Origin of the sequence: Bdellovibrio sp. HCB290, from assembly GCF_047305925.1 — a bacterium.
Lineage (GTDB): Bacteria > Bdellovibrionota > Bdellovibrionia > Bdellovibrionales > Bdellovibrionaceae > Bdellovibrio.
Genome location: NZ_CP178620.1, coordinates 2,825,096 through 2,851,286, shown reverse-complemented (window position 1 = coordinate 2,851,286; position 26,191 = coordinate 2,825,096). Strand labels below are relative to the sequence as shown.

23 protein-coding genes are annotated in these 26,191 nt (G+C 47.1%); 18 read left to right on the top strand and 5 right to left on the bottom strand.

Annotated elements, in window-relative coordinates; genetic code table 11:
- Positions 1-2: 2 nt before the first annotated feature.
- On the bottom strand, positions 3-5,369 hold the full coding sequence (locus tag ACLVWU_RS14010) for a thrombospondin type-1 domain-containing protein (RefSeq protein ID WP_413575443.1): 5,367 nt from the start codon (positions 5,367-5,369) through the stop codon (positions 3-5).
- Positions 5,370-5,670: 301 nt separating this feature from the next.
- Complete coding sequence (locus tag ACLVWU_RS14005; protein WP_413575442.1) at positions 5,671-6,087, bottom strand: hypothetical protein; 417 nt, start codon at positions 6,085-6,087, stop codon at positions 5,671-5,673.
- Between the two features lie 54 nt (positions 6,088-6,141).
- On the opposite strand from ACLVWU_RS14005, the gene ACLVWU_RS14000 reads away from it, so the two are divergent.
- Complete coding sequence (locus tag ACLVWU_RS14000; protein ID WP_413575441.1) at positions 6,142-6,399, top strand: hypothetical protein; 258 nt, start codon at positions 6,142-6,144, stop codon at positions 6,397-6,399.
- Complete coding sequence (locus ACLVWU_RS13995) at positions 6,383-7,009, top strand: DUF6151 family protein (protein ID WP_413575440.1); 627 nt, start codon at positions 6,383-6,385, stop codon at positions 7,007-7,009. The genes ACLVWU_RS14000 and ACLVWU_RS13995 overlap by 17 nt, the downstream gene beginning before the upstream one ends.
- Here the strand turns inward: ACLVWU_RS13995 and ACLVWU_RS13990 are convergent, their stop codons facing one another.
- Positions 7,010-7,801: an SPFH domain-containing protein gene (locus ACLVWU_RS13990; protein WP_413575438.1), complete on the bottom strand. Its 792-nt coding sequence runs from the start codon at positions 7,799-7,801 to the stop codon at positions 7,010-7,012.
- A 197-nt stretch (positions 7,802-7,998) separates the two neighbouring features.
- Between ACLVWU_RS13990 and ACLVWU_RS13985 the strand changes: the two genes are divergently transcribed.
- The gene (locus ACLVWU_RS13985; protein WP_413575437.1) at positions 7,999-8,445 is read left to right on the top strand and encodes a hypothetical protein; all 447 of its coding nucleotides are present in this window, start codon (positions 7,999-8,001) and stop codon (positions 8,443-8,445) included.
- Between the two features lie 45 nt (positions 8,446-8,490).
- Here the strand turns inward: ACLVWU_RS13985 and ACLVWU_RS13980 are convergent, their stop codons facing one another.
- Positions 8,491-8,760 carry a DNA-dependent DNA polymerase gene (locus ACLVWU_RS13980; protein ID WP_413575436.1) on the bottom strand — a complete coding sequence of 90 codons (270 nt, stop codon included), beginning with the start codon at positions 8,758-8,760 and terminating at the stop codon, positions 8,491-8,493.
- A gap of 87 nt (positions 8,761-8,847) precedes the next feature.
- Here ACLVWU_RS13980 and ACLVWU_RS13975 point away from each other — a divergent pair, with 87 nt between their 5' ends.
- The 9 genes from ACLVWU_RS13975 to ACLVWU_RS13935 are packed head-to-tail and all read left to right on the top strand — an operon-like array spanning position 8,848 to position 17,490.
- Positions 8,848-10,104, top strand: coding sequence for a DUF814 domain-containing protein (locus ACLVWU_RS13975; protein ID WP_413575435.1), 1,257 nt, complete (start codon positions 8,848-8,850; stop codon positions 10,102-10,104).
- A gap of 40 nt (positions 10,105-10,144) precedes the next feature.
- On the top strand, positions 10,145-11,083 hold the full coding sequence (locus ACLVWU_RS13970) for an ABC transporter ATP-binding protein (RefSeq protein WP_413575434.1): 939 nt from the start codon (positions 10,145-10,147) through the stop codon (positions 11,081-11,083).
- On the top strand, positions 11,080-11,853 hold the full coding sequence (locus ACLVWU_RS13965; RefSeq protein ID WP_413575432.1) for an ABC transporter permease: 774 nt from the start codon (positions 11,080-11,082) through the stop codon (positions 11,851-11,853). Before ACLVWU_RS13970 ends, ACLVWU_RS13965 begins: the two co-directional genes overlap by 4 nt.
- 3 nt (positions 11,854-11,856) lie before the next feature.
- Complete coding sequence (locus ACLVWU_RS13960) at positions 11,857-13,392, top strand: GldG family protein (RefSeq protein ID WP_413575431.1); 1,536 nt, start codon at positions 11,857-11,859, stop codon at positions 13,390-13,392.
- Positions 13,389-14,369 carry a DUF4340 domain-containing protein gene (locus tag ACLVWU_RS13955; RefSeq protein WP_413575429.1) on the top strand — a complete coding sequence of 327 codons (981 nt, stop codon included), beginning with the start codon at positions 13,389-13,391 and terminating at the stop codon, positions 14,367-14,369. Before ACLVWU_RS13960 ends, ACLVWU_RS13955 begins: the two co-directional genes overlap by 4 nt.
- The gene (locus ACLVWU_RS13950) at positions 14,369-15,361 is read left to right on the top strand and encodes a galactokinase (RefSeq protein WP_413575428.1); all 993 of its coding nucleotides are present in this window, start codon (positions 14,369-14,371) and stop codon (positions 15,359-15,361) included. Before ACLVWU_RS13955 ends, ACLVWU_RS13950 begins: the two co-directional genes overlap by 1 nt.
- On the top strand, positions 15,307-16,284 hold the full coding sequence (locus tag ACLVWU_RS13945; RefSeq protein WP_413575427.1) for a DUF429 domain-containing protein: 978 nt from the start codon (positions 15,307-15,309) through the stop codon (positions 16,282-16,284). The genes ACLVWU_RS13950 and ACLVWU_RS13945 overlap by 55 nt, the downstream gene beginning before the upstream one ends.
- 38 nt (positions 16,285-16,322) lie before the next feature.
- Positions 16,323-17,138 (top strand): methyltransferase domain-containing protein, encoded by an 816-nt coding sequence (locus ACLVWU_RS13940; protein ID WP_413575426.1) that lies wholly within the window; start codon positions 16,323-16,325, stop codon positions 17,136-17,138.
- Between the two features lie 16 nt (positions 17,139-17,154).
- The gene (locus ACLVWU_RS13935; RefSeq protein ID WP_413575425.1) at positions 17,155-17,490 is read left to right on the top strand and encodes an ankyrin repeat domain-containing protein; all 336 of its coding nucleotides are present in this window, start codon (positions 17,155-17,157) and stop codon (positions 17,488-17,490) included.
- Here ACLVWU_RS13935 and ACLVWU_RS13930 read toward each other — a convergent pair.
- Positions 17,487-18,413 (bottom strand): CorA family divalent cation transporter, encoded by a 927-nt coding sequence (locus ACLVWU_RS13930; protein WP_413575424.1) that lies wholly within the window; start codon positions 18,411-18,413, stop codon positions 17,487-17,489. The two genes, ACLVWU_RS13935 and ACLVWU_RS13930, sit on opposite strands and share 4 nt — an antisense overlap.
- Positions 18,414-18,422: 9 nt before the next feature.
- On the opposite strand from ACLVWU_RS13930, the gene ACLVWU_RS13925 reads away from it, so the two are divergent.
- The 6 genes from ACLVWU_RS13925 (at position 18,423) to ACLVWU_RS13900 (ending at position 26,178) form a co-directional block, all read left to right on the top strand.
- Positions 18,423-19,259 carry an alpha/beta hydrolase gene (locus tag ACLVWU_RS13925; RefSeq protein WP_413575422.1) on the top strand — a complete coding sequence of 279 codons (837 nt, stop codon included), beginning with the start codon at positions 18,423-18,425 and terminating at the stop codon, positions 19,257-19,259.
- A 160-nt stretch (positions 19,260-19,419) separates the two neighbouring features.
- Positions 19,420-21,603 (top strand): hypothetical protein, encoded by a 2,184-nt coding sequence (locus tag ACLVWU_RS13920; RefSeq protein ID WP_413575421.1) that lies wholly within the window; start codon positions 19,420-19,422, stop codon positions 21,601-21,603.
- A gap of 246 nt (positions 21,604-21,849) precedes the next feature.
- A complete protein-coding gene (locus ACLVWU_RS13915) occupies positions 21,850-23,439 on the top strand; it encodes a penicillin-insensitive murein endopeptidase (protein WP_413575420.1) in 1,590 nt (529 codons plus the stop codon).
- A 38-nt stretch (positions 23,440-23,477) separates the two neighbouring features.
- Positions 23,478-24,554 carry a phosphatase domain-containing protein gene (locus ACLVWU_RS13910; RefSeq protein WP_413575419.1) on the top strand — a complete coding sequence of 359 codons (1,077 nt, stop codon included), beginning with the start codon at positions 23,478-23,480 and terminating at the stop codon, positions 24,552-24,554.
- Between the two features lie 139 nt (positions 24,555-24,693).
- A complete protein-coding gene (locus tag ACLVWU_RS13905) occupies positions 24,694-25,476 on the top strand; it encodes a DUF4423 domain-containing protein (protein WP_413575418.1) in 783 nt (260 codons plus the stop codon).
- A gap of 9 nt (positions 25,477-25,485) precedes the next feature.
- Complete coding sequence (locus ACLVWU_RS13900) at positions 25,486-26,178, top strand: hypothetical protein (RefSeq protein WP_413575417.1); 693 nt, start codon at positions 25,486-25,488, stop codon at positions 26,176-26,178.
- Positions 26,179-26,191 lie beyond the last annotated feature (13 nt).

Genomic DNA, 26,191 nt, shown 5'->3' with positions numbered 1-26,191 from the left:
GCTTAGTTGCAACGGCAATCATATATGACATAGTTACCGGAAGCATAGCGCCCTTGCCCGCAAGTTGATGAGCCCGAGGCGCATCGACTTCCACCACCAGGGCCGCTGCCGCTTGTTGTTGTCAATGTATAGGTATTACCGGCGCACATGTTAGTTGAGTTATTTGCATTAGTGCAGCATACCTGTATGTTACAAGCCTGACTGGTGGCTGCGGAGGTGCCGCAAACCGAATTGCTGGTTGGAGTACACGATTGTGAAGTCGTGGCTGTTCCACAGACGGCATTGGAGGTGGGTGTACAAGCCTGACTTGTTGCTGGTTTGCTTGGGCAAAAACTATCAGCGACAGTAGTTCCGTCACTTCTGCTGCAAGTCACAGTGCGAGTTTGCGAACCGCTGTTTGCATTCTTATTACACGTGGCTGTGCGACTCATGGATCCACTGCCACTGTTTTTGTTACAAGTAGCCGTGCGTGTTTGTGTCCCGCCACCACAAGCAAGAGAGCAAGACCCCCAGCCTGAATAAGACCACGAACCTGTGCCGCCACTGCAAGCCGACCAGGCGCCATAAGCCCAGCTGCCACTGCCGCCATTACATGCTCCAAATGCGCCGACACTCCATGCGTAAGTGAAATTGATTTTTGTGACGTTCGTTCCTGTGAAGGTGGCTGCAATTCCTGCCGCATTTTTTACTGTATATCGGAACATATAACAGCGGCCCTGAACTCCAGCGTAGGAGTAAGAAGTTGCGGCGGCGGTTTCGGATGCTCCGGTATCGGCAAATGCACCAAAGGCTCCGCACGCCAAGGTCGAGGTATTTAGAGTCGCATAGGCGACTTGCAAAGTGTAGTCAGTGTTAGTGGCGCTCATACCTGAGTTTGTGTCGCTGCCGCGATTTACAGGCACACTGATTGTAGTACCTGTTTGGATGGCGTTGGCATTTGTTACTGAGCCTCCCGTCGGTGCGGAAGTATCAATTTTAATAACGCTTGCAGGTACGGACCACGCACTCGTATTTCCAGCTTTGTCGAGTGAACGATACTGGAATTTATAAGCCTTCCCTGAGACGCCGGTCATGCTGAAGTTTCCACAAGTGGTCGATGCTGCCGCCCAGGCGCCATAGGCCCCGACAGTTCCACTGGAGATCGTGGCCTGGGCCATTTGCAATTCACACGAGCTCAGTCCTGCGTTCGCATCCGCTTGAGTCGCCGTCACGGTGAATGAAGCGGTCGTCAACCAAGTATTTGCATAGGTGATGGAAGCAGTGGGAACTACATTGTCGAAATAGATGCTATCAGTAACAGTTGCGCTGACGTTGCCAACGGCATCCATATATCGAACATAAACAGACTTTGTACCCACGCCAGCAGGCAGGGTGTAGGCCTTTGATGTGGTGCACGTGGTCCAATCACCGGGAACCGCTGGATTGCCTGGATTGGTGGCGTTGCCCACTGCGATTTTTGTGGCAGTACCATTATCTAGCGGGCAAGCCAAAGTCAGTGTCACATTAAGGTTGTTTGTATAGGCGGCACCGCCGTTGATTGCAACAGATCCACCAGTTGGAGCAGTTTGATCCAGATAAATGGTACGAGAAAGTGTTGATGAGATATTTCCGATATCATCAATGAAACGCAGGTATACCGTTTTTGTGCCGGAACCCGCACTTAGAGTCAGGGCTTTTGTGCTGGTGCAGGTCTGCCAGTTTGTTGGACTTGCGGTTTCTCCAAAGGCCACTCGAGGTGTGCTTTGCGAGTCCGTGGCACAGGTAATGTCCAGACTGATGGCGGTGCTTCCCGTTGGAGTAGCGGTGGCAATCGAAAAGTTCCCACCAGTCGGTGCAGCGTTATCAATTTTGGTAATCGAAGCGGGTTCGATCCACGCACTGTAATTTCCCGCGCCATCGCGTACGCGATAACGGAACTTGTAAGCAGTGCCATTGGTACCCGTCGCAGTATAGTTTTCACAATTGGTGGCGGCCGATGACCATGCCGAGAACACGCCAGGAACCCCCGCCGTCAGTGTCGCACTGGCCTGCTCCAAAGCGCATTCATCAATTCCCGACGTGGCGTCAGCTTCAGTGGCTGTGACGGAAATGCTGGTGTCAGTCTGCCATCCATTTAAATAGCTGACAGAAGCAGTTGGCGCGGTCGTATCCAGAATAATGGTGTCAGTGAAATCGGCGCTTGGAGAGTCGACGTCGTCAACATAACGTGAGTAAACCGTTTTGGCCCCGTCTCCAGCGGGCAATGTATAGGCTTGGGGTGATGTGCATGTGTTAAAGTCAGCGGTGCCTGGTATGCCAGGATTCGCGGAATTGGCAATGGCGATTCTTTGAGGGGATCCACTTTGAATGATGCAATCGAAACTCAAATTTACAGAAGCCGAATTCGAGAACTCAGCATCGTCATTGATCCACATTGCTCCTGTACCGTGTGGTGTTTGGTCAAGATGAATTGTGCGGGCAATAGCGGCGCTGATGTTGCCAAAATCATCAATAAAGCGAACGTAAACAGTCTTGTCGCCTGTCCCACTGCTTAATGCGAAATTTTTTGAGGCGGAGCAGGATTGCCAGTTTGTCGGTGTGCTGGTTTCACCAAATGCCATGCGAGCAGAACCGTTTTCATCGGTAGCGCAAGTGATCGACAAAGTGACCCCGGGTGTGAAGACTGGGGAGCTCTGCACAAAATTAAAGTCTCCACTAATGGGTGCCTGCGTATCAACTTTGGTTACAGACGGGCTGGTGATCCAATTCGAGTTGCCAGCCTGATCGGTGATCTGGTAGCGGAATTGATAAGCTTTGTTGTTTGCGGCCGAAGGATAGGATTGGTTTCCGCAAGTGGTGGAGACCGTGGACCAACCACCAAAGGCATCAACGACACCTGAAGTGATATTTGCCTCAGCAACCTGCATGTGGCAGCTGGCTATACTGGTGGTATCGTCTGCGGCAGTCGTACTCAAAGAGATCGTGGTACTGTTCTGCCATTCGTTCACATAAGACAGTGTTCCTGTTGGAATATCATTGTCGTACGTGATGCTCGCAGTTATGTCGTCGCTGATATTGTTGGCGGCATCGATGTAGCGAACGTAGACGGTTTTGACTCCCAAACCTGCCGAAAGATTAAATGGCATGGATGTCAGACATGTCTGCCAATCTGTCGAAGCAGCGGGGTCTCCCGGTGTTGGGGAATCGCTAAAGGCAATCTTGGCTGGTATACCATTATCAATGGGGCAGCCCAGATTTAAAGTGACGGCGGATGTATTTGTATAAGCAGCACCGGAATTGATGCTCAATGAACCACCAGTGGGTGCTGATTGATCCAGGAATATGGTTTGTGAGATCACTGGCAGAGTATTTCCAACAGCATCGGAAAATTGCACATAGATGGTTTTCAGTCCGGTGCCACTGCTAAGTTCCAATGTCGCTGAGCCCGTGCAAAGCTCAAAGTTTGTAGGCGGAGAAGTTTCGCCGTAAGCAACAGAAACAGGACCTTCAGCGTCTGTGGCGCAAGTGATGGATAAATGAACGACCGGATCAGCAACCGGGGAGGCTTCGTCAATAGTGAAGCTGCCCCCAACCGGTGGATTGCTGTCAGCATCATCAATCCAGTTAGTGTTACAGTTTTCATCACGGGCCGGGTCGTCGACTGCGGGTTGAGCGGGATCAGGACTGCACTTTAAGTGGTCTGACAATTGAACCAGTTCCACGGTGCCCGTTAAACGCAAGATACGTAGAGGAATTCCCGTCGCATTCCATTTGTCCGAGAAATTAAGGGCGGATGGTAATTGTAAGTTTACCGGCGCTAACGGTGAATCACAGTCAACGGCCGCACCCACGGAAGTCCACGTGGTGGCATTTTTTTGAATTTGTATCTGACATTGGGAAGGACTGTTGCCAATTCCTCCGGTATCCCAGGACAAGGTAAAGTCTTTTTCATTATCACTGTGAACCAGAGTGATGTCAGTCGGAGGGATTGAATCTCTGGTTGTGACCTTCCATTCCAATGGTCCCATTGCACCTAAAGTGTAGATAACTGACGAAGTCGTGTCGATAGTCGCTGCCGAGTGAACGCCCAGTCGAATTGCATCACCACTTGCGATCTTTTCGTTGTCTGGATCAAAAGGAATCCAGTCTGTACCGCCTTGTGGAAGTCTTTCTGCGAAAGCAGAGCTGTCGCCACCCAGAATCACCTCGATCACATTTTCAGTTCCATTGATAACAATGGCATCCGAATAGATATCCTGGTCCAATGGTTGTTGGTATTTATCCAGCAGTATAAATGCATCCGGTGTGATGTCTGACATTGCGCACGCACCGCTGAGGACTTTGTAAGGATACTCACACTTGGTGACGACCACAGGTCCCCAGTCATTTCCGTCCCAAGTCTGTTCACCTTCGGTGGCGTGTGCTGGTAAATCCGTTACTGGCGCAATGCGGGTCACGGGAGTGCAGGAGTTGCCCGCTCCTGGGCCGCTTAAGTTGTAGTTCAATTTACAAGCACTAATTACACACGAGCCCCACGTGTCGTTTACAGACTCTTCCCATAGCTGGGATGCATTTTCCGCTCCTGTTGGAAAAGGATCACAGCTTCTTGTACTGGCGACACAAGTCGTGTCACTGGTTCGGGTGTAATTTAGATCGCAGGTCTTGATTGTGCAGGAGCTCCAAGTGCCGGATCCTGAAAGACCCCAGGTTTCTTCGGCTGTGGCATTGGCAATGGTGCAGCTGCGAGAGTTGGATAGAAAATGAATGTCTACGGGATTTTCCAGGCGCGGTGTCGCAACCTCGACCTCGTAGTCGCCAGCGCTGTCGGCCTGGATCAGGCAGACGGACAGCCCGTTGTTGTCTGTGGTCGAGCAAGTGAAGGTCGCCGTGCCTGCGCCTGTGATGTTAATTCTTGGGGTCATTCCAACAATTGGATCGTTTTCCGTTGTTCGTACTTCGATCGTGATTGAGACCACGCCCAAGTCGGTATTCGCATAGGAGGTGTAAGAGCCGGGATAGGTCTCGTAGGCAGAGGAATTGATATCGTAAAATGTGGCATCCTGGGCGGTGAGTTCTTCCACGACAGAGTGGATTGAATTATCCGATGCACCGGTGTTGATGCGAACTTTCACCTTGGACCACAGCTTCGACGTGATGGTGCAGGTCGCTTTACCTGCGCCATCAGTTTCGCTGCAATTTACAATATAGTTCTGTCCATCCGGGGGAAGATTGTCGATCAAAAGTTCGACCGAGCGGTGTGGGAGGGCTGCACGAGTTTCTTTGTTAACCAGCGTGGCTTCCAGAATAATTTCGTCGATATTGTCAGCTTTGGCCGTACTTTTAATGAAATGGATTTCGCCATCAATTGAGAGCTTCGCCTTGACGTTCACATCAAGGGAGCATGCCGAAATGAATGCTGTAAAAACAGCAATTATGCAGAGTACGTTCAAGAGGCGCATATTAAATTTATCGGCTGAATTCGTGCTTTTAAGAGGGAGTCGCGATTTAATATGAGGCAAATAATACTTATTTTAGCGAGTTGTAATCGTGAATCTCTGGATAATACAGGGTCTTTGTTTGAACCTTAACAGTCTAAAAATTCTCTGCTGGTCCAAATTCCGGTTATATTTCGAGAGCAATTGGTGTCTTTTGTTGAAAAAGCCCATTCAAATCTGAATGGGCTTTTTAGTTTTAGTACTTGCTACAGTGAAAAACTGGCAGAGTGATACTTCTACCGTTCACATTTATACCGACGGTGAAGATTTTCCCGTTAGCGACTTTCTGATCCCAAGTCATGTGGTCAATTGGCAATTCTGATTTAAAGTATTTGTTATTCAATTCAAAATTGAAGGGTGTTGATTCAACGACATACGCCAAGTAGTTGTCCATGAAAACTCTTTTAAGTTTTACGTCTTCGCTGGATACCAGGGTGTTAACAGTGGTTTTAACAAGTCTTGTTTCGCCGGCGAAAACTACAAGGTGTAAGTCGTATCCCTGCCATACAAAAACTAATTCGTTGTCTGTTCCTGCGTCGCCCGCGAAGCACATAAGACCTTTGCCTTTGACCAAGCCGTCATAAGTACCTTTGATTTCCGGACCGTTTAGCAAGAAGACCTCGGTTTTGCCTTTAACGATCCTATTAATGGTGTAGATCCAACTGGAATGAAAACAACGGTATACAACTCGGGTGTTCACCAAGTTATTGGAATAGATGGTCCAAATGGATCAAAGATCTATATTGATCTGGTGCCTGGAGACTCTTCAAATATCGGAATTGTTAATCCATCTCCTGCTTCGATTGGTATTACTATTGCAAAATATCGACATATTTCAAATTTCAGAGATGAATTTTCTTTTTGCACATTTGTGTTTATGTCATCATTTCTTATCAGTGAGGTAAGTTATGCAGATGGCATTTGAATGTGATTGCGGCAAAGTTAAAGGCACGGTGGATGCAAATCGTCTAAAAGGCTATCGCGCTGTCTGCTTGTGTGATGACTGTCAGGCTTACGCTCACTATCTGAAACGCGCAGATACTTTGGATGCGAATGGCGGAACCGATATTATTCCCATGATGCCATCGCATATGAAAATCACGGAAGGCATGGAACAGTTAAAGTCTGTGCGCTTGTACAGAGCTGGAATGTTTCGCTGTTATGCCGAATGCTGTAAAACTCCGATTGGAAATGCCATGGCCTCGCCAAAGATGCCTTATATCGGAATGCCTGCACGGGTTTTTGAAAAAAAGAGTTCAGCAGCAAGTGTGAATGAAATATTCGGCCCTGTTAACGAAAGAATGCAGGCGCAGTTTGCTATTGGACCTTTGCCGCCGCGGGCGCAAAAGAAAGTTTCTTTTGGTTTTATGCTGCGAGTTCTGAAATTCATGCTGACTGCTAAAATCACAGGAGCAGGATATCCATCTCCGTTTTTCACTTCTGAAGGAAATCCAACCCTGGTTCCCTATGTTTTAACGAAAGAAGAGCGCGAATCACTGCGCCCTTTGTGCGGAACTTTGCGAACGGATATTTAACTAGCGAACGTTGACCATTCCTTTGAAATCAGAAGGGATTACGATCGTATTCACTTTGCCGTTAGCAATGGCTTCGGCAATTTTCATATTGGCCATTGCCGCCATGTATTCGATAGCACCTTTGTTCGAGTTAAGGGCTGCAATACGTTCTGCCTCTTTTTTAGCTGTCTGCACTTCAACTTCTTTTTGCTTGTATTCATTTTTGGCGCGAACCAGGTCATTTGCTGAAGCCACGACAGAGTCCGCTGGTAAAATCACACGCACCAGAACCTGGCTTACCGTGATCGATGTATCCAACTTCTCTTCTGCCAGAGTGTGAATGATAAGCTCCCTAACTTCTGTTTCGATAGCTTGACGGTTGTCATTCATGTCCAAAGCTTCGTATTTGCGGGCGGACTTGTAAATAGCGTTTCTGGCTGCCTGATGAACGTAGTTGTACATCAAATAAATATCACCGTCGTGTTCAGCGTGGAAAGAACGGTTCTTTTTGACGTAAAGCTCACTGACGGCCTGCGGATTGATGTTATAAACCACCATCGCATCGAAATCCTTCATGGTGCTGTTATCTTTCGCAAGGGGAGTGATGTCATCAACACGAACGCTCACGTCTTTCACTGGGAAAGTAAGGACGCTGCCAATGATCGTTTGATTGAAGCTTCCAGGAAGCAGTTCGCCGGCACTTATTTGTTTATCGAAGCCGATGCGAACACCGACTTCACCTGTTTCGATGCGTGTACAGCCAATAAAGGTTGTTAAAGATGAAGCAAGAAGAAAAGCACTGCTGGATTTCACGAAGGGCTCCCATAAAGTTTAGTTACTTTATTTCGCCACACTCAGCGCTGTTAATTAACTGAATTAGATCCGTCTGTACCTTGGACTTGGCCAAGGTAGTAAGGGCCCTGTTGCCAAGGGTATACGACTGTCTCAAATAGTATATGTTAACATTTAATTGTTTACTGACCTGGTGAAAGTAGTCTTATAATGCAAGTATGAGTAAATACTTTTTAATTCTGTTCGTGGCTACTTCTTTGCCATATTTAGATTCAAACGCGAACAATAAACAACCTCCTTCAGACGTTCGAGAGTATTCGCAGAGCTTTCTTTCGTGTTTAGAGCGAAGTGAGGAAGCGTGTCTTCTTGGGCTCCTTCCCGAGAAGATGTACTTTCCTGAATGGAGGGATTTCGGGTGCGAAATAGCTGATAAGAAAGGTGAAGACATAACCGAAAAAGAGCTTGCGAAATGCGTGCGTGAATCAGAAGCAATTAGTACCTGTGGTAACGGTAAGCGTACGCTTAAGGAAGTTTTGCGGCATTGTTTTGGAGCGGGTAATTGGCATGACCAAGGTGGCTTTTTTGAGCCGGTAATGGGTGAGATGTGTCACATTACCAAGGAAGGTGGAAAATGGGTTCTGAATAGTGTTACGTGCGGTTGTTAAAAAAAGCCTGCTTTTTGGAGCAGGCTTTTTTGGTTAAGCATTAATCTAAGCGTCGTTCTTTTGACGGAATTTGTGGCGGCGATAATCTTCAAGTGTCAAAAAGCCGTAGGTTTTTTTGCGGTAGATTTCGATGGTCTCGGCCTCAACGTCTTCCATCACTTCTTCCATAAAATCGATAGGGATATTGCCTAAACCCATCAATTGCAGCGTGTAGATTTGGACCACGCGGTTGATGAAGTCTGGGGTCTTTTCCCGCATGTTTTTAGTCTCTTGAAGTTGGGTCTCTACGATTTTCAGCAAAGCATCATTTTTCATACTAGAATTATCGGAAAGCGAACTCGGAACCTAAGTACTTGTTGGAAAATTGGCCCAAAGAATGACACAATCTTCAGGATGAAAGCCATGACCCAACAGGAATTAAACGAATTTGTGAATCACTTTGAGCAGGTGCTCATGGGTGCGCAATTGCAGGAAGTCCTGGCGAACGATCGTGGTCTGGCTTTGTCATTTCATAATAGAACACAGTTCTGGCTAATACTGGACCTTGTGCCTAATACGCCGATGATGCTGGTTTTTGAAAATCAGTGCACCTTTAAGAAGGGTGCTAAGCCCAAACCGGTGGGCTTGTTCTTAAACTCCAACGCCAAAAATCTCTATGTCACGGGCTTTAAAGTCCTCACCGAGTTCGGTCGCGTGGCGGTTCTGACTTTGTCGAACAAAACCATCACCTGCGAACTCGAAGTTCGCTTGATTCCCAAACAATGCAACTTGCTGGTGCGGGCACAGGGCAAAACCATTGCTTGGGAAAAACCGCTAGATTTAAAAGCAGCGCCTCCCGTTGAAAATCCGCCAGAGCCAAGAACTCTGACCGAAATTCATCAGGAATGGCTGGCCGAACAGAAACAAGATAAGAAGCCTTCGCAGGATCCGGTTGCGCAATGGGAAAAACAAAAACAAAAAGACCTCGAGAAAAAGCGCAAAGCCCTGGATGAAATTCAAAAGCAGATCGAAAATGAAAAGCATCTGGAATGGCAGGAGGCCGGGAACTTTCTGGTGGCCAATCGCTCCCTGGAGGTTCCGGCTCACTTGTTGTCATTTGTGAATCCGCGCGAGTCATTGAGCTGGAATATCGAGAACGCTTTTTCAAAAGCGAAACAGCTGGTCGCCAAAAAAGACGGCGCTCGCGAACGCCTGCAAGAGCTGCACAAAGAAATTCAAACGTTGGAAAAGTCCCAATATCGACAAAAGCAATCCGGAAAATCCGGATTGGTCGATCTAATGCACAAAGCCGAAGCCCGAGGACGAAAATTTGTCTTGGACTCCGGGGCATTGGCGTATTGTGGAAAATCAGCTGCCGACAACCTGGCGTTGCTTCGTCAGGCAAAAGCTTGGGATTACTGGCTGCATTTGAAGGACTATCCGGGTGCCCATGCTATCATTCATCGTCAACGTGACCAGGAAATCAGTCAGGCGGACATTCAGGAGGTGGCTTCTTGGGTCGCGCGGGAGTCCTTGTCTTCAAAATCCCTGATGGTGGGGCAAAAAGTCGCTGTCGTCATGGTTGAGTGTCGCTTTGTTCGACCGATTAAGGGCGATAAGTTAGGACGCGTGACTTATCACTCTGAAAAGACATTTCATTTTTCTTTGCGTCAATCCTGACGAGTCTTGACTGGCACTCTGTGCAGTCTAAAATTTCCCTATGATAACTGTAAAAGATCTCACCAAAGATTACGGTCCTCGCAGAGCCATTGATCATTTGAATTTCTCAGTGAACAAGGGCGACGTCGTCGGATTCCTGGGGCCCAATGGCGCTGGTAAATCCACAACCATGAAAATCATCACCGGCTTCATGGCTCCAAGCCATGGCTCTGCCTCAGTGGCAGGGTTTGATGTTTTTGAAAATCCACTGGAAGTAAAAAAACGCATCGGCTATCTGCCGGAAACACCACCTGTGTACAGTGACATGTATGTGCGCGATTATCTGCGCTATGTGGCGGCGTTAAAGCAGGTTCCCAAAGACAAGATTGAAAAGTCTGTCGACATGGCGATTGAAAAAACCAATTTGGGCGAAGTTCAAAAGCGCTTGATTCATCACCTGTCCAAAGGTTTCAGACAGCGCGTGGGCATTGCACAAGCGATCGTTTCCGACCCTGAAGTTTTGATTTTGGATGAGCCAACAGTGGGACTGGATCCCAAGCAAGTGGCCGAGATCCGCGATCTGATTAAAGCCCTGCGCGGTCAGCACACGATCATTCTTTCCACACACATCCTGCCTGAAGTGCAGGCGACGTGCGAAAAGATCATCATCATTAACAAAGGTAAAATCGTCATTGAGGACAGCATTCACCACCTGGCAACGATGGAGCAGGGGCAAAGCCGCCTGACCATCCGTGTGGCCAAGGATGTTTCTGATATGAAGTCTGTTCTGGGTGATATTCGCGAAGTGCTTTCTGTGCAGGAAGGTAAAACCAGCAAAGAGTGGCGCATTGATGTGCGCGGTGGGGATGACATTGTCGCCGCGGTATCTGCACGTCTGGTAAATCAAGGTTTGGGACTTTTGGAGTTCAGTCCAAGTAAAATGGACCTGGAAGATGTCTTCTTAAGACTCACGTACGGCAAAGACGGAGGTGGGAAATGAACGGCACAGTAGTGATTTTGAAGAAAGAACTTAAAGGGTTCTTCTTTAATCCCACATTCTGGATCATCTGCTTTTTGGTCAGTGTAGTACTCAGTTGGATTTATCCATTGCAGCTTTGGGGATTTGCCCAGCTGTTGATGAACTATGTGGCACAGCAGGGAATTCCGGCGAATCAGTTGAACATTCATTACGGTGTGTTTTTGCGACAGCTGTCGTACTTGAACTTGATCCTGATCTTCATAGTGCCAGCGTTAACGATGAAACTTTTTGCCGAAGAAAAGAAGCTGCGCACATTTGATTTGTTACTGACATCACCCGTGACATCTTTGCAGATTGTCGTCGGAAAATATCTGGCGGCCTTGGGAGCGGTCGGTGGCATCGTGCTATTGGCTTTGGCTTATCCAGTGGCCACTGCGACCCTGGCGAAATTGAACTGGGGGCCCTTGTTTGTGGCTTTCCTGGGAATTTTTATCGTAGGTTCCGTCTACGCGGCGATGAATCTGTTTTGTTCTGCACTGACTGAAAACAGCCTGGTGGCTTACGTAATGTCTGTGATTTTGAACGTGTCGATCTGGTTTATCGGTATTGGTGCTGAAGTGGTGGATAGCGAGCTTGCGCGAAAAATTTTCGAACACGTTTCGCTAAGTACACATCTATCAAGTCTGGTTGAAGGCACCATTCGTACAAACGGTTTGGTCTTTTTTGGCAGTCTCATCGTGCTGTTCTGCTTTTTGTCAGAGCGCGTGGTTGAGTCATCCCGTTGGAGATAATTGATGAGCAAGTTGAGTAAAGTTTTATTTCTGATGTCGGGTATCTCTTTGGTGTGTATGTCGATCACTCGCTACATCCTGGGACAATGGGTGCCGTTTTGTTGGTTGGCTTTGGGAATGGCGGTGTTTTTCACTGTCGTTGCGGTAATTAAAGACCGTGCGTTCTTTAAAGAATTCCTGACGATGAAGACCACCAAAGAAGGCATGAGCATGGGAGTGTTGATCCTGCTGATGCTCGCAGTCTTGTCCGTGGTGAATTATCTGGGAGTTCGTCACTATGCGACCTTCGATTTTTCGTCTTCCCAGGGCAACACTTTGGCCGATCAATCCGTCAAGCTTATCAAGAGCCTGGATTCAGAGCTGAAAGTTTATTTCTTTTATAAGAAAGGCGTCGAAGGTAACGAAGAAAACCGTCGTTCGTTCCGTGAACTGATCAAGAAGTATCAGGACATCAACTCCAACATTCAGCTGAATTTTGTGGAAGTAAATGAACGCCCGGATCTGGCAAAAGATTTCGGAGTGGATAAAGGCAGTGGCACCGCATTCGTGGAATATAAGGGCCGCCGAAATCTGCTGCAAAAAATCGACGAACAGGAATTCACAAGCTCCCTGGTTAAAGTGACCCGCGAAAAGAACAAGACAATCTACTTCACTATCGGTCACGGCGAGTCCGCTTTGGATGATGCCAAAGAAGGCTTGGGTCTGAATGCCTTGAAAGTGATACTGGAGCGCAATCGTTATGCGGTAAAGTTGCTGCCATTGATTCAAGAACCTGTGGTGCCGGCGGATGCGGATGTTGTGGTGATCGCAGGTCCGATTCAAAATTTCCTGGCGCACGAAATTGAGGCTTTGGAAACTTACCTAAAAAAAGGCGGCAGCCTGTTTATCGCGTTAGAATCCCAGAACCCGGCAAACCTTGAAAAGTTGGTCGGCAAAATGGGTATCGAGCTGGGTAACAACTATATTTTCAATATCGTTGATACGGTGATGGGCCAAGGGGTTAATCAGGGCCCGGTGATGGGTTCGGTGTTCTCGCCAATGAATGAAATCACGAAGTCCTTCGGTTCTAATGAAGTCACTTTGTTCCGTCATCCGCAGTCGCTTAAAAAAGTAAAAGAATTGCCTGGCATGGCGATTGACGAGTTGGTCAGAACGAATCCTAAATCCATGTCCTTCAATAGTCTTGCGATGAAAGATGACGGCCCGGTCGGAAGTTTTGCCTTGGTGGATCAGGTGACGGGTCAATGGGATTCAGATCCGAACAACAAGCAATTCTCGGCAATCATTGCCGGGGATGTGGATTTCATGACGAACCAAATGCTTTATCAGAATCTGAATCGCGATTTGGTTCTGAATGCCATTGCGGCTTTGGCGAAAGAGGAGAGTCTGATCAGTATTTCTCCGAAAGAAGCCCAGGCGACACAATTGGTTTTAACCAACACTAATTTCGGTATCTTCCTATTTGCCTTTTTAATCCCGTTGCCATTGGTGCTGTTGGGCATCGGTGTCACCCTTTACGTCAGACGGAGAAATGCATGAAAAAGATCAAAGGTCGCGGCATCCTGGTAATGTGTCTTCTGATTTTCGGTGGTTATGCTGTTTATGATTATCTGGCACAAAAGAAAGCCGATGAACAGAAAGTTGCTGATGCCAAACTCTTTACCATGAACGTGGATCAGATCGATTTCATCGAGATCAAGAAAGACGATAAAGTCATCACACTCAAACGCAGTGTTGAAGGTTGGAATCTGGAACAACCGATTAAAGACCAAGGCGATGATTCAGCCGCAGAAGACCTGATCAAAATGACCACATCGGAAAAGGTCATGGATATAGCTGCTGATGGTGGCAATATCGACTGGAAAGTTTATGGCCTGGATCAACCGCAAGGTTCCATCACATATGCCAACACGGCTGGTGAAAAGACGACTTTGCATATTTCCAGCAAAGGCAACTTTGAAAACTTCCCATTTGCCCGTCGCAATGACGACAATCGCGTGCTGGTGGTGAACACCAATTGGACGGCGCGCCTGGAAAAACCGATGGTGGAATTTCGCGATCGCAGATTCCTGCGCCATAAAATGGGCGCCATCGAAAACTTCCGTTTGAAGAACAAACACGGCGTGATCGAGATCACCAGCAAAGAGGGCAAGTGGATCAGCGTTTCTTCACCAAAAGTGGAGCTGGATCAGCAAAAGGTACGCGAGACATTCCACGACATTTCCAAAGCCAAGGGTGCTGAATACGTGGAGGGTGCGATGCCTTCTTTAAAACCACTTTTTACTTTGGATTTGAAGCTGGGTGATAAGAAATGGCAGGCCCAGGTCGGTCAGGCCGCTACGGGTAAGGTCTTCTGTTCAATTTCTGATCCCAAAGTGCAGATGCAAATGGAACCAGGGGCAGTGGACAATTTGATCGAGCTTAAGATTGAAGACTTGAAAGTTGGGGCCACTCCGAAGCAAGATAATAAAGAGCAAACTGGCGCGCAACTCGCCCATGAGAAAGACAACAAGTAATGCAGAAAATTATCGTTAAATCTCCGACTCGCGTGGATTTGGCTGGGGGCACTTTGGATTTGTGGCCCCTTTATTTATTCATCAATGGGGCTTCAACTGTGAACGTCGCGATCGACGTGTTTACGAATGTGGAACTGACTCCGCATACGGACTCTACCATCGTCCTGGAATCCGCTGACTTGAAAGTTCGCAAGGCGTATTCCAATTTGGTGGAAGCACTTTCTGATCCGGATCCACAAATGGTGTTGCTGCAAACTCAATTGCGTTATTGGATGCCGACCAAAGGTTTCACTTTGAAAACTTCCTCGGAAAGCCCGGTGGGCGGTGGCCTGGGTGGAAGCTCCAGCTTGACGATTGGTTTGATGAAAGCTTTCGCGCAGTTTTGTGAAAAACCTTTCCGTGACGTGCACCAAATGGTGCATTCTGCTCACAATATCGAGGCAGAGATTTTAAATACTCCCACGGGCACGCAGGATTATTATCCGGCAGCTTCAGGTGGTTTAAATATTCTTCGTTATGGTTATGACGGTGTTCAACAGGAAGTCATGGATGTAACTAAAACACCGCTGTCTGAAAAGTTCATGCTGATCTATACCGGTAAAGCCCATCATTCAGGTTTGAATAATTTTGAAGTGATGAAGGACGCTGTTGCTAAGGATCCCGGTACGCTTCAGGCACTTCGTGATCTTAAAGTGATTGCCATCGAGACCGAACACGCTGTCCGCAGCGGAAACTGGGCTGAGCTGGGATCACTTTTCAAACGTGAGTTTGAAGCACGTGTACGCTTGGCACCAGAATTTTCAAGTCCGGAGATTCGCCGTCTTTCTGAACTCTCTTTGCAGAATGGGGCCGAGGCTGTTAAGATTTGTGGAGCTGGGGGCGGTGGTTGTGTCTTAGTCTGGTGCCCTCCTGAGAATAAAAAAGGAGTCGCAGACGCATGCCAAAAAGCCGGATTCCAAGTCATGGACGCAAAACCGGTAAACCCACTTTAAAAAAGAAAGTGGTGAAGAAGACGACCCGGAAGGTTGCAGGGAAATCTGCAAAAAACCGTCCGGTCGTCAAAGGCACAGCAGCGTCTAACGCAACCCACTCCGGAGATGTTCATCGTTTTATTGGCATCTCTTTGGGCGGTGGTAAAACCGACAAGGCCTGCGTTGCCATCATCGAGTACTACCCGAAACATAAAAAAGTATTTCTTTCCCGTCTGGTCGAGAAAATCAAAAGCGACGAAGTTCATTCCGCAGATTTTAAAATTCATGAAATCATCGATCAGTATCGAGGAGACATCAACACGGTTGCGTTCGATGTGCCTTTCCGTTTTCCAGTGTGCTTAAGAGAAAACTGCTGCGGTGGTATCGAGGATTGCCCTAAGCCTCACGTCAAATGGATGTGGAACTATACGCGCAAACTTCACAAAAAGAAAAAGCCACGCAAACTTTTCACACCGTATACTCAACGTTGTGTGGAGATGTATCTTTCCTCGGAACTGGAGGAACCTTTTATTCTGCAGCATGCGCTGGGTGCAAACTGCGCTCCTTTGTTGGCGCGGGCGATGTACCTTAAACGAAAGCTGGATATTAATTGTATCGAGGTATTTCCGAAACTTTCCCTGTGGAGGATTGGTCGCTCCCTGCATGTGATGAAAAGTCATTTGCTGTTTCATAAACACGCTATTGGCGGAGACGAAAGTCGGCGTGCGATTTTACACGCACTGAGTACTCACAACATCGCGTTTGTGTATGATCAGGATGTTAAATTGATGATTGAAAACAATCACGCCTTTGAGTCCTTCATCTGTGCGCTGACCGCATTCTTAAGTTTCAAAGGCTTGACCGAGCCGCGTCCCGAAGGTTTTCCGTCCGAGGAAGACTGGGTGGAGTTTCCAGTGTCATCTATCAAGTGGAGTTCCTTTTAAACTAACATAATCTGAAACTGAAGATATTCGGAGGAAGTATGGCTGGTGATTTTCCTTATCTGCATGGATTCAGCAAAGAAGAGCAGGACCGTTTGCGCAAGCAGGCCCGCTTTGGTGAATTCACAGTCTATCAAAACGTCAATTTGGGAAATGTTAAAAACCTGCTGGAAGTGGGTTGCGGTGTTGGGGCGCAAAGTGAAATCATTTTGCGCAGATTTCCTGATTTGCATTTGACCGGAATTGATCTAAGCACCAACCAACTAAGTTCAGCTCGTCATCGTCTGGCCTCATTGCCGGGAATGGCAGGGCGCTTTGAAATGAAACAGATGGATGCGACGAACATGGAGTTTGGTGCGAACTCTTTCGACGGAGCGTTCCTGTGCTGGATTCTGGAGCACGTGCCAGATCCGATACGTACTCTTTCTGAGGTGCGCCGGGTGTTGCGCCCGGGTTCGCCAATCTATATCACCGAAGTTATGAACTCTTCGTTCTTCCTGGATCCGTATTCACCGAATGTTTGGAAGTACTGGATGGCCTTTAATGAATATCAGTTGAAACAGCAGGGGGATCCCTTTGTGGGGGCCAAGCTGGGCAACTTCTTGATGCAACTGGGATATCACGATATTCAAACGGAAGTGAAAACCTGGTTCTTGGATAATCGGCAACCCCAGGCACGCAAAGATTGTGTGGAGTACTGGACAGAGTTATTGTTAAGTGCCAGCGATCAATTGGTGAAGGCACATTGCGTGTCCAAAGAAGTCGTTGAGGGGATGAAAGAAGAAATGGCCAAGGTGGCTGGCGATCCCAATGCCGTTTTCTATTACAGCTTTGTGCAGGCTCACGCGCGCACTTAAAGGCTAAAGGATTTGAATGTCAGCAGGTGATTGGAAGGAAATGTACGGCGCCGCTGTTGCGGGAAATCTGGAGCTGGTGCGGTATCATATCAAGAATGGTGTGAATCCGAATTATCAGCATCCGGAAATAATGTCGACTCCTCTGGTCGCCAGTATTCTTGGGAATCACACAGAGATCGCCTTGTTTTTATTGGAAAACGGAGCAGATCCCAATCTCGTTTCAGAGTTTGATAATATGACGCCGATGCAGGCCGCTAAACTGTTCAATCGTAAAGAAATGATTCGCATTCTTTCCAATATGGTTTCACAGCCGACTCTTCTGGGAAGAATTCGCGCCTTTTTCAAAAGCTAGAAGTCACCTTTGTTAAGCCAGCCCTTGCGCCACACCCACGTAAGAATTCCCAGGGCGATCAAAGCCATCACTCCCAAAACAACATAGTAGCCGTTGTGGTGATCCAGCTCCGGCATGTGTTTGAAGTTCATTCCATACAGACCCGCGAGGAAGTTCAAAGGCAGGAAGAAAATCGAAACCACAGTCAGGATGCGCATGATTTCGTTGGTTTTAAATGAAGCTTCGTTGGTTTTTTGTGACATCAAGGCCAAGTGAAGATTCAAAAGGCCGCTCATTTCTTCGACGATGTTGTCGCAGTCGAAGATTAGAATTGTGACGGGGTCCCGCAAATAGTCATAATTCAATTTTGATATTTTTTCGTTGTGCTGCAGATTGTTCAGCACCCCATCCGTGAACTTAAATATTTTCTTGAATCCCGAAGCGCGGCGTTTGATCAGATAACCTTCGCGCAAAATATTCTTTCTGCGCAGGGCATAGATGCGTTCCTCAATGGCGTCCATTTTCTTGATCAGCTCATCTTGTGGGGCATCGAAGCTGTCCATGGTTTTCAAAAACAAACGGGCTAAAAGCTGGGCCATGCTCAGTTGTTCGAAATTCACTTTCTCTTTTTTGTCATCGATACAGGCCAGAGGCTTGCGATGCAAAGTCAGAACGAAATTCTTCGAGAAAAAAATAACAAGTTTAGTGGACAGTTCCTGGATGGTCCCAGCATCTGGGCGTGCCTCGTTGTCGAAGTGACGCAGGATAATCAGCGTGGTGTGCTCCAGGTATTCCACGCGAGGCAGATGTTCGGGATCCATGCTGGTGACAAGATTTTGAAAAGGAATTTTAAATTCCTCTGCCAAATCAATAAATGTATCCTTCTTCGGGTCTTCAATATCAATCCACTTAAAGTCTTGCCATTGATGTTCAAATCGTTTCATGATTTAAGTATGGCGAAAACACTTGCCCTGCGCTTTAAAATTCTAAGCCTCAGTGCGTTGGTTCTGGCGCTGACGGCTTGTCAGTCTGTGTTTTATTATCCCACCGACTTCAAATATTACGATCCTGCACGATTGAATTTAAAATATGAAAACGTGCGATTTAAAACTCCGTCGGGAAATGAAGTTCATGGGTGGTACTTTGCAAGTTCACAAAAAGAAAGCAAAGGCACTGTTTTGTTCTTTCATGGGAATGCTCAAAATATCAGCTCCCACTTCATGATGTTCTATTGGCTGCCGCAAGAGGGTTATAATTACATGATTTTTGATTACCCGGGCTATGGTGAAAGTCCCGGTGCGCCAACGCCAGAAAACACCGTGGAGTCGGGTGTTGCGGCAGCAGCTTGGCTGCGTGAAAACAAGGATCAGCGACCGCTGATTATCTATGGTCAAAGCCTGGGTGGCATCATTGCGATGCAAACCGCCATCAAAATCAAGAACCAGCAACCGATCCGCAATGTCGTCATAGATGGGAGCTTTTCCTCATATAAAAAAATGGGGAGAAGAGTGCTATCTCGATCCTGGTGGACTTGGTGGATGCAGCCCCTGACTTATGCGGTACTTAGTGATGCTCAGTCACCAGAACCGATCGACCGAATTTCCCCAATTCCGATGCTTTTTATTCACGGCACGAACGATCCCATCATTGAACCTGCAAGTTCTGAGGAAATGTTCGCAGCGGCGCGTGATCCCAAGCAATTATGGCTTGTCCCCAATGGCCATCACGGTGATCTCTTTGAGGTTAACAATCGCGAGGTCCGTCAAAAATTTCTCAATTATTTGCAATAGTAAATTAAGGTTTGATTCTTTTTACCAACCTGTCTAAAAAGCCTTCAAACTCGCAACCTTGAGATTCAATACAGAGGCGCCTGAACACTGGCATCCTGTATGCACACATGGGGAAGTGCTCGAATCTTTCCGGGGTTGTGAAATCCATAAAGGAGTTCCTATGAAGTGGGGTAAGATAGGTTTAGCAGTTATCACTGCGATTCAATGTCAGGGGGCCTTCGCTGCACCTGCAAGTTTCAACACGAGCCTGTTTCCAATTGATATTGCACAATCTTCAACGACTTCAGTGGATGAGTTGTTTCCAACACAACCTCGTATCGGTGGCCAACAAGGCGTAGTTCCTCCTCCAATTTCAATCAATCCAGTTCCAGGCACGGGTACACCAGGTTCAGGATTGCCAACAGTTCCAAATCAACCAGGTCAAATAGGCGCTCCTGCTACCCCAGGTGTTGGTGGCGTTGGTCTTCCAGTTGTAGTTAAAGATTCTGTAGGTGTTGCTGAAGAGTTCAAATGTAACTTGTTTACGAACTCTGACAACCAAGGTTACGCAGACATCCTTTCTGCAGTGAACGCGTTGAATGCAGCTGTGGGTTCTCCTTCATGCGCGGGCAACCAAATCAACCAACAGGCTGTGGTTGATAACAACAAAAAGATCACTGATGCGATCGCAAAAATTCAACCTTACTTGAACACTCAAGAGGAAATTCCTAAAGAGAAAGTTCCTGAGATCGTTGCAAACGTAGACGTTGCTATCCGTGCGGCAAGCACTTTGGCAGCTTCATTCTCCAGTACGGATTTGATGAACAAATCCTGCCGTGAGCAAATGAACGGTGGTCAAATCGCATTGGCAATCAATGACATGATCAACGGTTTGACTCCCTATGCATTGATGGCAGCATCAATGACAGGCGGTACGGCAGCTATTCCATTCATCGTTGGTGGTCAGGTTTTGACAAGCGCTATCGGCAGCATGGAAAAAATCGTGAACGAAAATTCCACTAAGATCCAGGATCCGTTGGTTCGCCGTGCAGTTTTGGAAAACACATGCCAATACATTCGTCTTGAACAAAAATACCGTTTCTTGACTAAAAACCGTGACGAGCAAATCGCAAAAATCTCTAAAGAGATGACTGTTGCGCGCAACTACTCCATGAAGCTTTCTGGTGTTTCTAAAGACACTAATGCTTTGATGGTTCGTAAGAACGCTTTGAGCCAGGCTTCTTTGGAATTGAACACGACTTTGACTGCAGCATCTGCACAATCTGAGTTGGATAAAACTTTCGTACAAAGCACAACAGCTGAAGCGATGATCTGTGAGTTGGGTATCAACCTGGCGGCAACAGCTCAGGACAACACTTCTTACGTGGCTCAACTATTGGGCAGCGTAAACTACTCTTTGGCAGCGACTGGTTACAAAGCGACGCCAATCACGAACACTTTGAAAAGCTCCGGCGCTCTTTATGTTCAAACGTTGCAAAAAATTGCAGCTCGTTCGAATCCAGCGACATGCGCAGCGACGACTAAGTACTTGCTTGAAGCAATGGACAAGTCTGCAATTGCTGCCCGTGATATCGTGAAGCAAGCACAGAAAGATCTGGACACTGAGTTGAGAAAATCTCCAGAGTACAACCAAATCCAGGCTCGTCTTGCGGTATTGGCTGAAAAACAAGCTCAAGCAGCTCGTATCACAAACTCTTTGGACAACTTGAGAAAATACGCGAACTCTTTCAGCCAGTCTGAAATCGACGCTGAAATGGCTCGTCTAAGAAAAGGTCTTTTCGAGACTCGCACTTTGGGTATCAACTCTCCAGTAATGGCATGGTTTGATTACACTTCCGGTTTGCACAGAGCTGCGATTACCAAGTTCAAAGCGGGCTTGGCTTCATTGCAAGATCGCGCATTCCGCATGACTGAAGCTGGTCAATTCATCCAGACTTACCAGGGTCCAAAAGTGAACCCTAAGATTTTGGCTCGTGACCGTGCCGCAGCTAACAACCTTGAGACTTTGGTTCCATCGTTGTTGGTTAAGAACACTCAGCTTTATGCTGATACTTGCCGCGAAACTCAGGACGTATGGAACCGTTGGGTTTCTGCAGTAGACCATTTGGCAGCGATCGAATCATTCTGCCAAATGATCAACAACTACGTTTACGACAACCGTTCTGAAGACCAGGACATGGTTCAAATGTGCCGTGGTATGCAAGCAGCTCGTGGCGTGGGTGCTTACCAATCCACTTTGGGTCGTATGAAGTCCAATTTGGTGAACGAGTACACGAACAACTGGGCGATTCTGGTTAAGAAAAGAATCGATGCTCTTGGTTGTGAAGCTGTGACAGCGTTCTAATCTGAAAATACAGTGTTAACTTCTAAAAAGACCGATCCCAGTGATCGGTCTTTTTTTTTTGCTCGAGATTCCGCGAATTTGGTCCCCTGTCAAACTTCTATACATAGCAGTTCCCCTATATTCCAACTGAAGGCATTTTAGGGGAGCATGGTTCGTGCACCTATAGGCTCAGCTATGGGAAGAATACTTTCATCTCTCCTTATTTTAGGTCTTATTGTTTCGGGGTGTGCCCGTCGCGGGAACAACATGCCTTCTATGGTTCAAGACACGGCTAAAATGCCAGAAACCCCGCAGGTGCGCCAGGCCGGGGCCTATGAAGTGATCGAGGGTTCGACCCAGCTTCAAGGGATGGATGTTCAATTCGACAAGGCCACTGCGAAGGTCACTTTGCAGGGTAAGATGCAGTTAAACACCCTGGATTCCAAACAAGTCATTCCACTTGATATCCAGTTACAAGGTACCGCTGACGATCAGGGCTTTGCCGTGTTGAAGCCAGTGGGTTCTGTGGGCGTCGCTGATTTGCAAGTGGCGGCCAAAGCGACGTGCTTGGGTGAGGGCAGTGACTGTACTTCTAACTTCATTGATATCTATATCGCTTACGAAGATCGTATTTACCATCATCAGGTTGAGTCCGTGGCAGATACTCTGGAAATGCCTGAATCTCCGCAAGAGCCGGCGACGGCGCCTGAAGTTGGTCAAGAGGGCCATGAGGAACATGGTGATGACAACTTCGCAGACGAAGATGATGAAGAGTTTGAGCACGGTGAAGTTGAGGCTCCAGAAGGTATGGGTCAATACGTTGGTGACGTTGAAAACGACATCGAAAAAGTATTGGATGTGAAGCCAAAGGCAAAAGTTAATCCAACAACTCCGAAGGAAGAGGCTCCTAAAAAAGACTCTCCTAAACAGGATCCGCCAAAAAAGGATGAACCGAAGAAGGATACTCCTCCAAAAAAGGATACTCCTAAACAGGAGCCTCCAAAAAAAGAGGAACCAAAGCAGGATCCCCCGAAAAAACAGGATCCGCCAAAAAAGCAGGAACCTCCAAAAAAGCAGGAACCTCCAAAAAAAGAAGAACCTAAGAGGGATCCTCCTGCTAAAAAGGAAGACGACAAGGACGATAAAAAAGACGACGGCGATGATAAAAAGAAGGACGACGGTAAATTGCCAGAGGCGCCAACTCCGCCCAAGTTCGATCTTTTAGCGAAGCTGGATCAGGCCGTGGGCCCGGTGAATTCAGGTATCCTGGAGAGAGCCACGGATATTCTGGGTTATCAAAAATCTTATCCGGAAACGAACTTGAATATTCTGCGTCCGTCCCGCATGACTCACTTCGGAACTGTCGAGTTGGCGTACTTAATGGCAAGAATGGGTAAGTACACCCGTGCGATTGCACCAGATCACAAGTTGCGTATTGGTGACGTATCCAAAAAGAATGGTGGAACGTTAGGAAAACATAAATCGCATAAAACCGGTTTGGATGCGGACATCGCTTACTACTACAAAGCTGACCAAAAGCTGGCGGGATTCTCTTCTGCACTTAAAGGCGGCAAGCCTATCAGTGAATGGATGGTGGCTCAGCAGTGGAAACTTTTTAAGTACACTGTCAGTTCCAAGTTCGTGGATCGTATCTTTATTCATCCGACTTTGAAGAAGTCCATGTGCACCTATGCAAAAAGTCAGGGTGAGGCGGATTCTGCTCAAGGTAAAGAGGTCCTGCGTCGTCTGGTATCTGAGGTCAATCACTATAATCACTTCCACTTGCGTATCAAGTGTTCAAAAAGCCAGGTGCGTTGCCGTCAAATGGCGGAACCAGCCCAGGGCACAGGTTGCTAAACCTTGCCAACGAGTGCCATTCTTGATGAAATATCAGAATGGCAGACTGGCGTGAATTAAGCGAAATGAATGGCGATGTGGTGTTTTTTCGATATGTCTCTGAGGGCATGGAGAAATCTCACGACGAAGTCTTTTTGTGGGATCTGGATAAAACCTATCTTGATACAACCATCGATTCACTTTCAGGATTGCTGACAACAGTATTGGAGAGGGCATTAAATAAAAAGAACGTTCCTGGTACCAACACTTTGCTTCAGTGTCTTTCCGAGTACCGCAAAGCCCAGAAGGGCTATATGTACTTTCCAATCTACTTCATCACAGCCTCACCTCCGCAGATGGAGGAAAGAATTTCCGAGAAATTCGCGTTGGATAACATCCGTCCCTTCGGTTGCTTCTATAAAGATAATTTGGCGAATCTTCGTCCGGGGCGTTTCTGGCGTTTGACGAAGCAGGTGGGTTTCAAATTGCAGGCACTGATGCAGCTCCGCACGCGTCTGGCTGAAAATGTTCGTCAGATCTGCTGGGGGGATGACAGCGAAACGGATGCAATTATCTATAATCTGTATTCAGATATTTGCTCGCGCCGCCTGGGTCCCCACGATATTCGCACGACGCTTGAAAAATTGAACGTAACAGGCGAGCAGGTGGACACAATTTTGGAATTGCAGGCGCAGATTCCAGAGAACGATCCCGTTGAAAAGATTTATATCAATCTTGCGACTGACACCGATCCTGATTACTACCTGAAATTCGGGCGCAGAACTTTGGCAACTTATAACACCTTCCAAGTGGCGATGGACATGTTTCAGGATGGCCGTCTTAATCTGGAAGGTGTGTACGCCGTCATTCAGGATATGATTTACAACTACAGCTACACTCCTGAAGAACTGATGAAAAGCTTTGATGAATTCATTCGCCGTGGAGTGATCGGGCAGGGTGCCTTTGAAGCTGCGCGGGCCTTCTTTGTCGAAAAAGGCTTGTTGTATCCTTCTTACCATCCAACAGTGGCTCCGCTGAAAGAGAAAACCGTGGTCGAAGGCCGTGTCTATGAAATGGAAGGCCTGCATGAACCATGGATTCCAGATCGCATCGATTATCTTCACGACTATCGCTAAAAGACCACGTCCAAACGGAGCCTGATCTATGTGGGCAAAACGTTTGAGGTGTGTGTTTCAAATCCGTGGGCGAAAATGGAACATGAATAAAGTGTTCCAATAGGTTTGACCTTTCACTAAACAATAGTACAACTGGCGCATGTCAAAAGGCAAAAATACTGCGAAATACACTGAGGTGGCAGAGTTTCTAACAACTATTTTGAATGCTCGTCGTGCGAAAAACGCGAAGTATTCATTGCGAGCCTTTGCCCGGGATTTAAAAACTTCTCCAGGTCGGGTGTCTTCCATTCTTTCGGGTCATGACCTTCCCGGTAAAATCTTAAGAAAGCGCATTATCGCCACTTTAAGTCTGTCGGCAGATAAAGCCGAACGACTAGAGTTTTTAGTTGGCAAATACTTGCATGAACGAAAAGACGAGCGTGCCCCTCATCAGCTGTCTGAAGATAAATACACCTTCCTGCCGGATTGGCATCACTTCGCTATTTTGAATTTGATGGAGACGGTGTCGTTTAAGAGCAATCCTGCATGGATCGCTGAGCGCCTGGGACTGACGGAGGCTGTTGTTATTGAATCTTTGGATTGCCTGAAGCAAGTTGGATTGGTTGAAGAACGTAATGGTCAGATGTGCCCCACGCACAAGCATTTGACTTCAACTCATGACATTCCTTCATCGGCACTTAGAAATTTTCAGCGTCAGTTCTTGAACAAGTCCATGCAGTCTTTGGATTCAGATTCTGTTGAGTTGCGCGATATTACCTCGATTATCGTTCCGACAAATCCCCATCAGCTTTACAAAGCAAAACTTCTGGCAAGAAAGTTCCGTCGCGAAGTCAGCGAGCTTCTTGAAGAGGGCGACAAGACAGAAGTTTATAACGTGTGCGTGCAAATCGTACCGGCAACCCGTATCACGGCGACACTTTAAGGAATACTTATGAAGAGTATCGTATTATTGATTGTTATATTGATTTCATCTCTTGCCAGCGCGCGCTCGACAGAATTTGGTAACGGCGGTAATGCCATGGACTGTCCAACCAAGAACATCGCAATGTATGATGTGTTTGAAGCGGAAGCTCGATATTCCATGAAACCGGTATTTCCTCCGCGCGAAAGCAGGGACTGTACGTCCAAATACAATGGGCAACCTGAATTTTGTCCGACGACGGGTACCGTAACAGCGAAAATTATTGTCAGTCGATTGAAAAACATCGATCCGAAGGTTGAAGCTATTTTACAGAAATTTATCGATGATTTTTGGAAAGAGGCCACTTTAACTTATAACGAAATTTTGACAGTTAATGACACGGGTTTGGGCCTGATTGGTCGCAAATGTACACTTAAGCAATTGGCAATTCAGCATGAACCTTTGTTTGAGGAAGACAGCCGGTATTTTATTTCGCGCTTGATGTGGGAGAATATGTGGCCCGAAGACAGAGCGGCGTTGATTGTCCACGAAGTTCTTTACCGTTTGGCTTTACAGATGGATCCAGAAACGAATTCCTCCGAGAAAATTCGGTATTTCAATGCTTTGTTACTTTCGGATAAAATCAGCACGCTTTCTTCTGAAAAGTATGACGAAATAAAAAGAAAAGTGTTCCTGACAATTCGTAAGCCCTATGGCAACTAAAAAGACCTCTGAG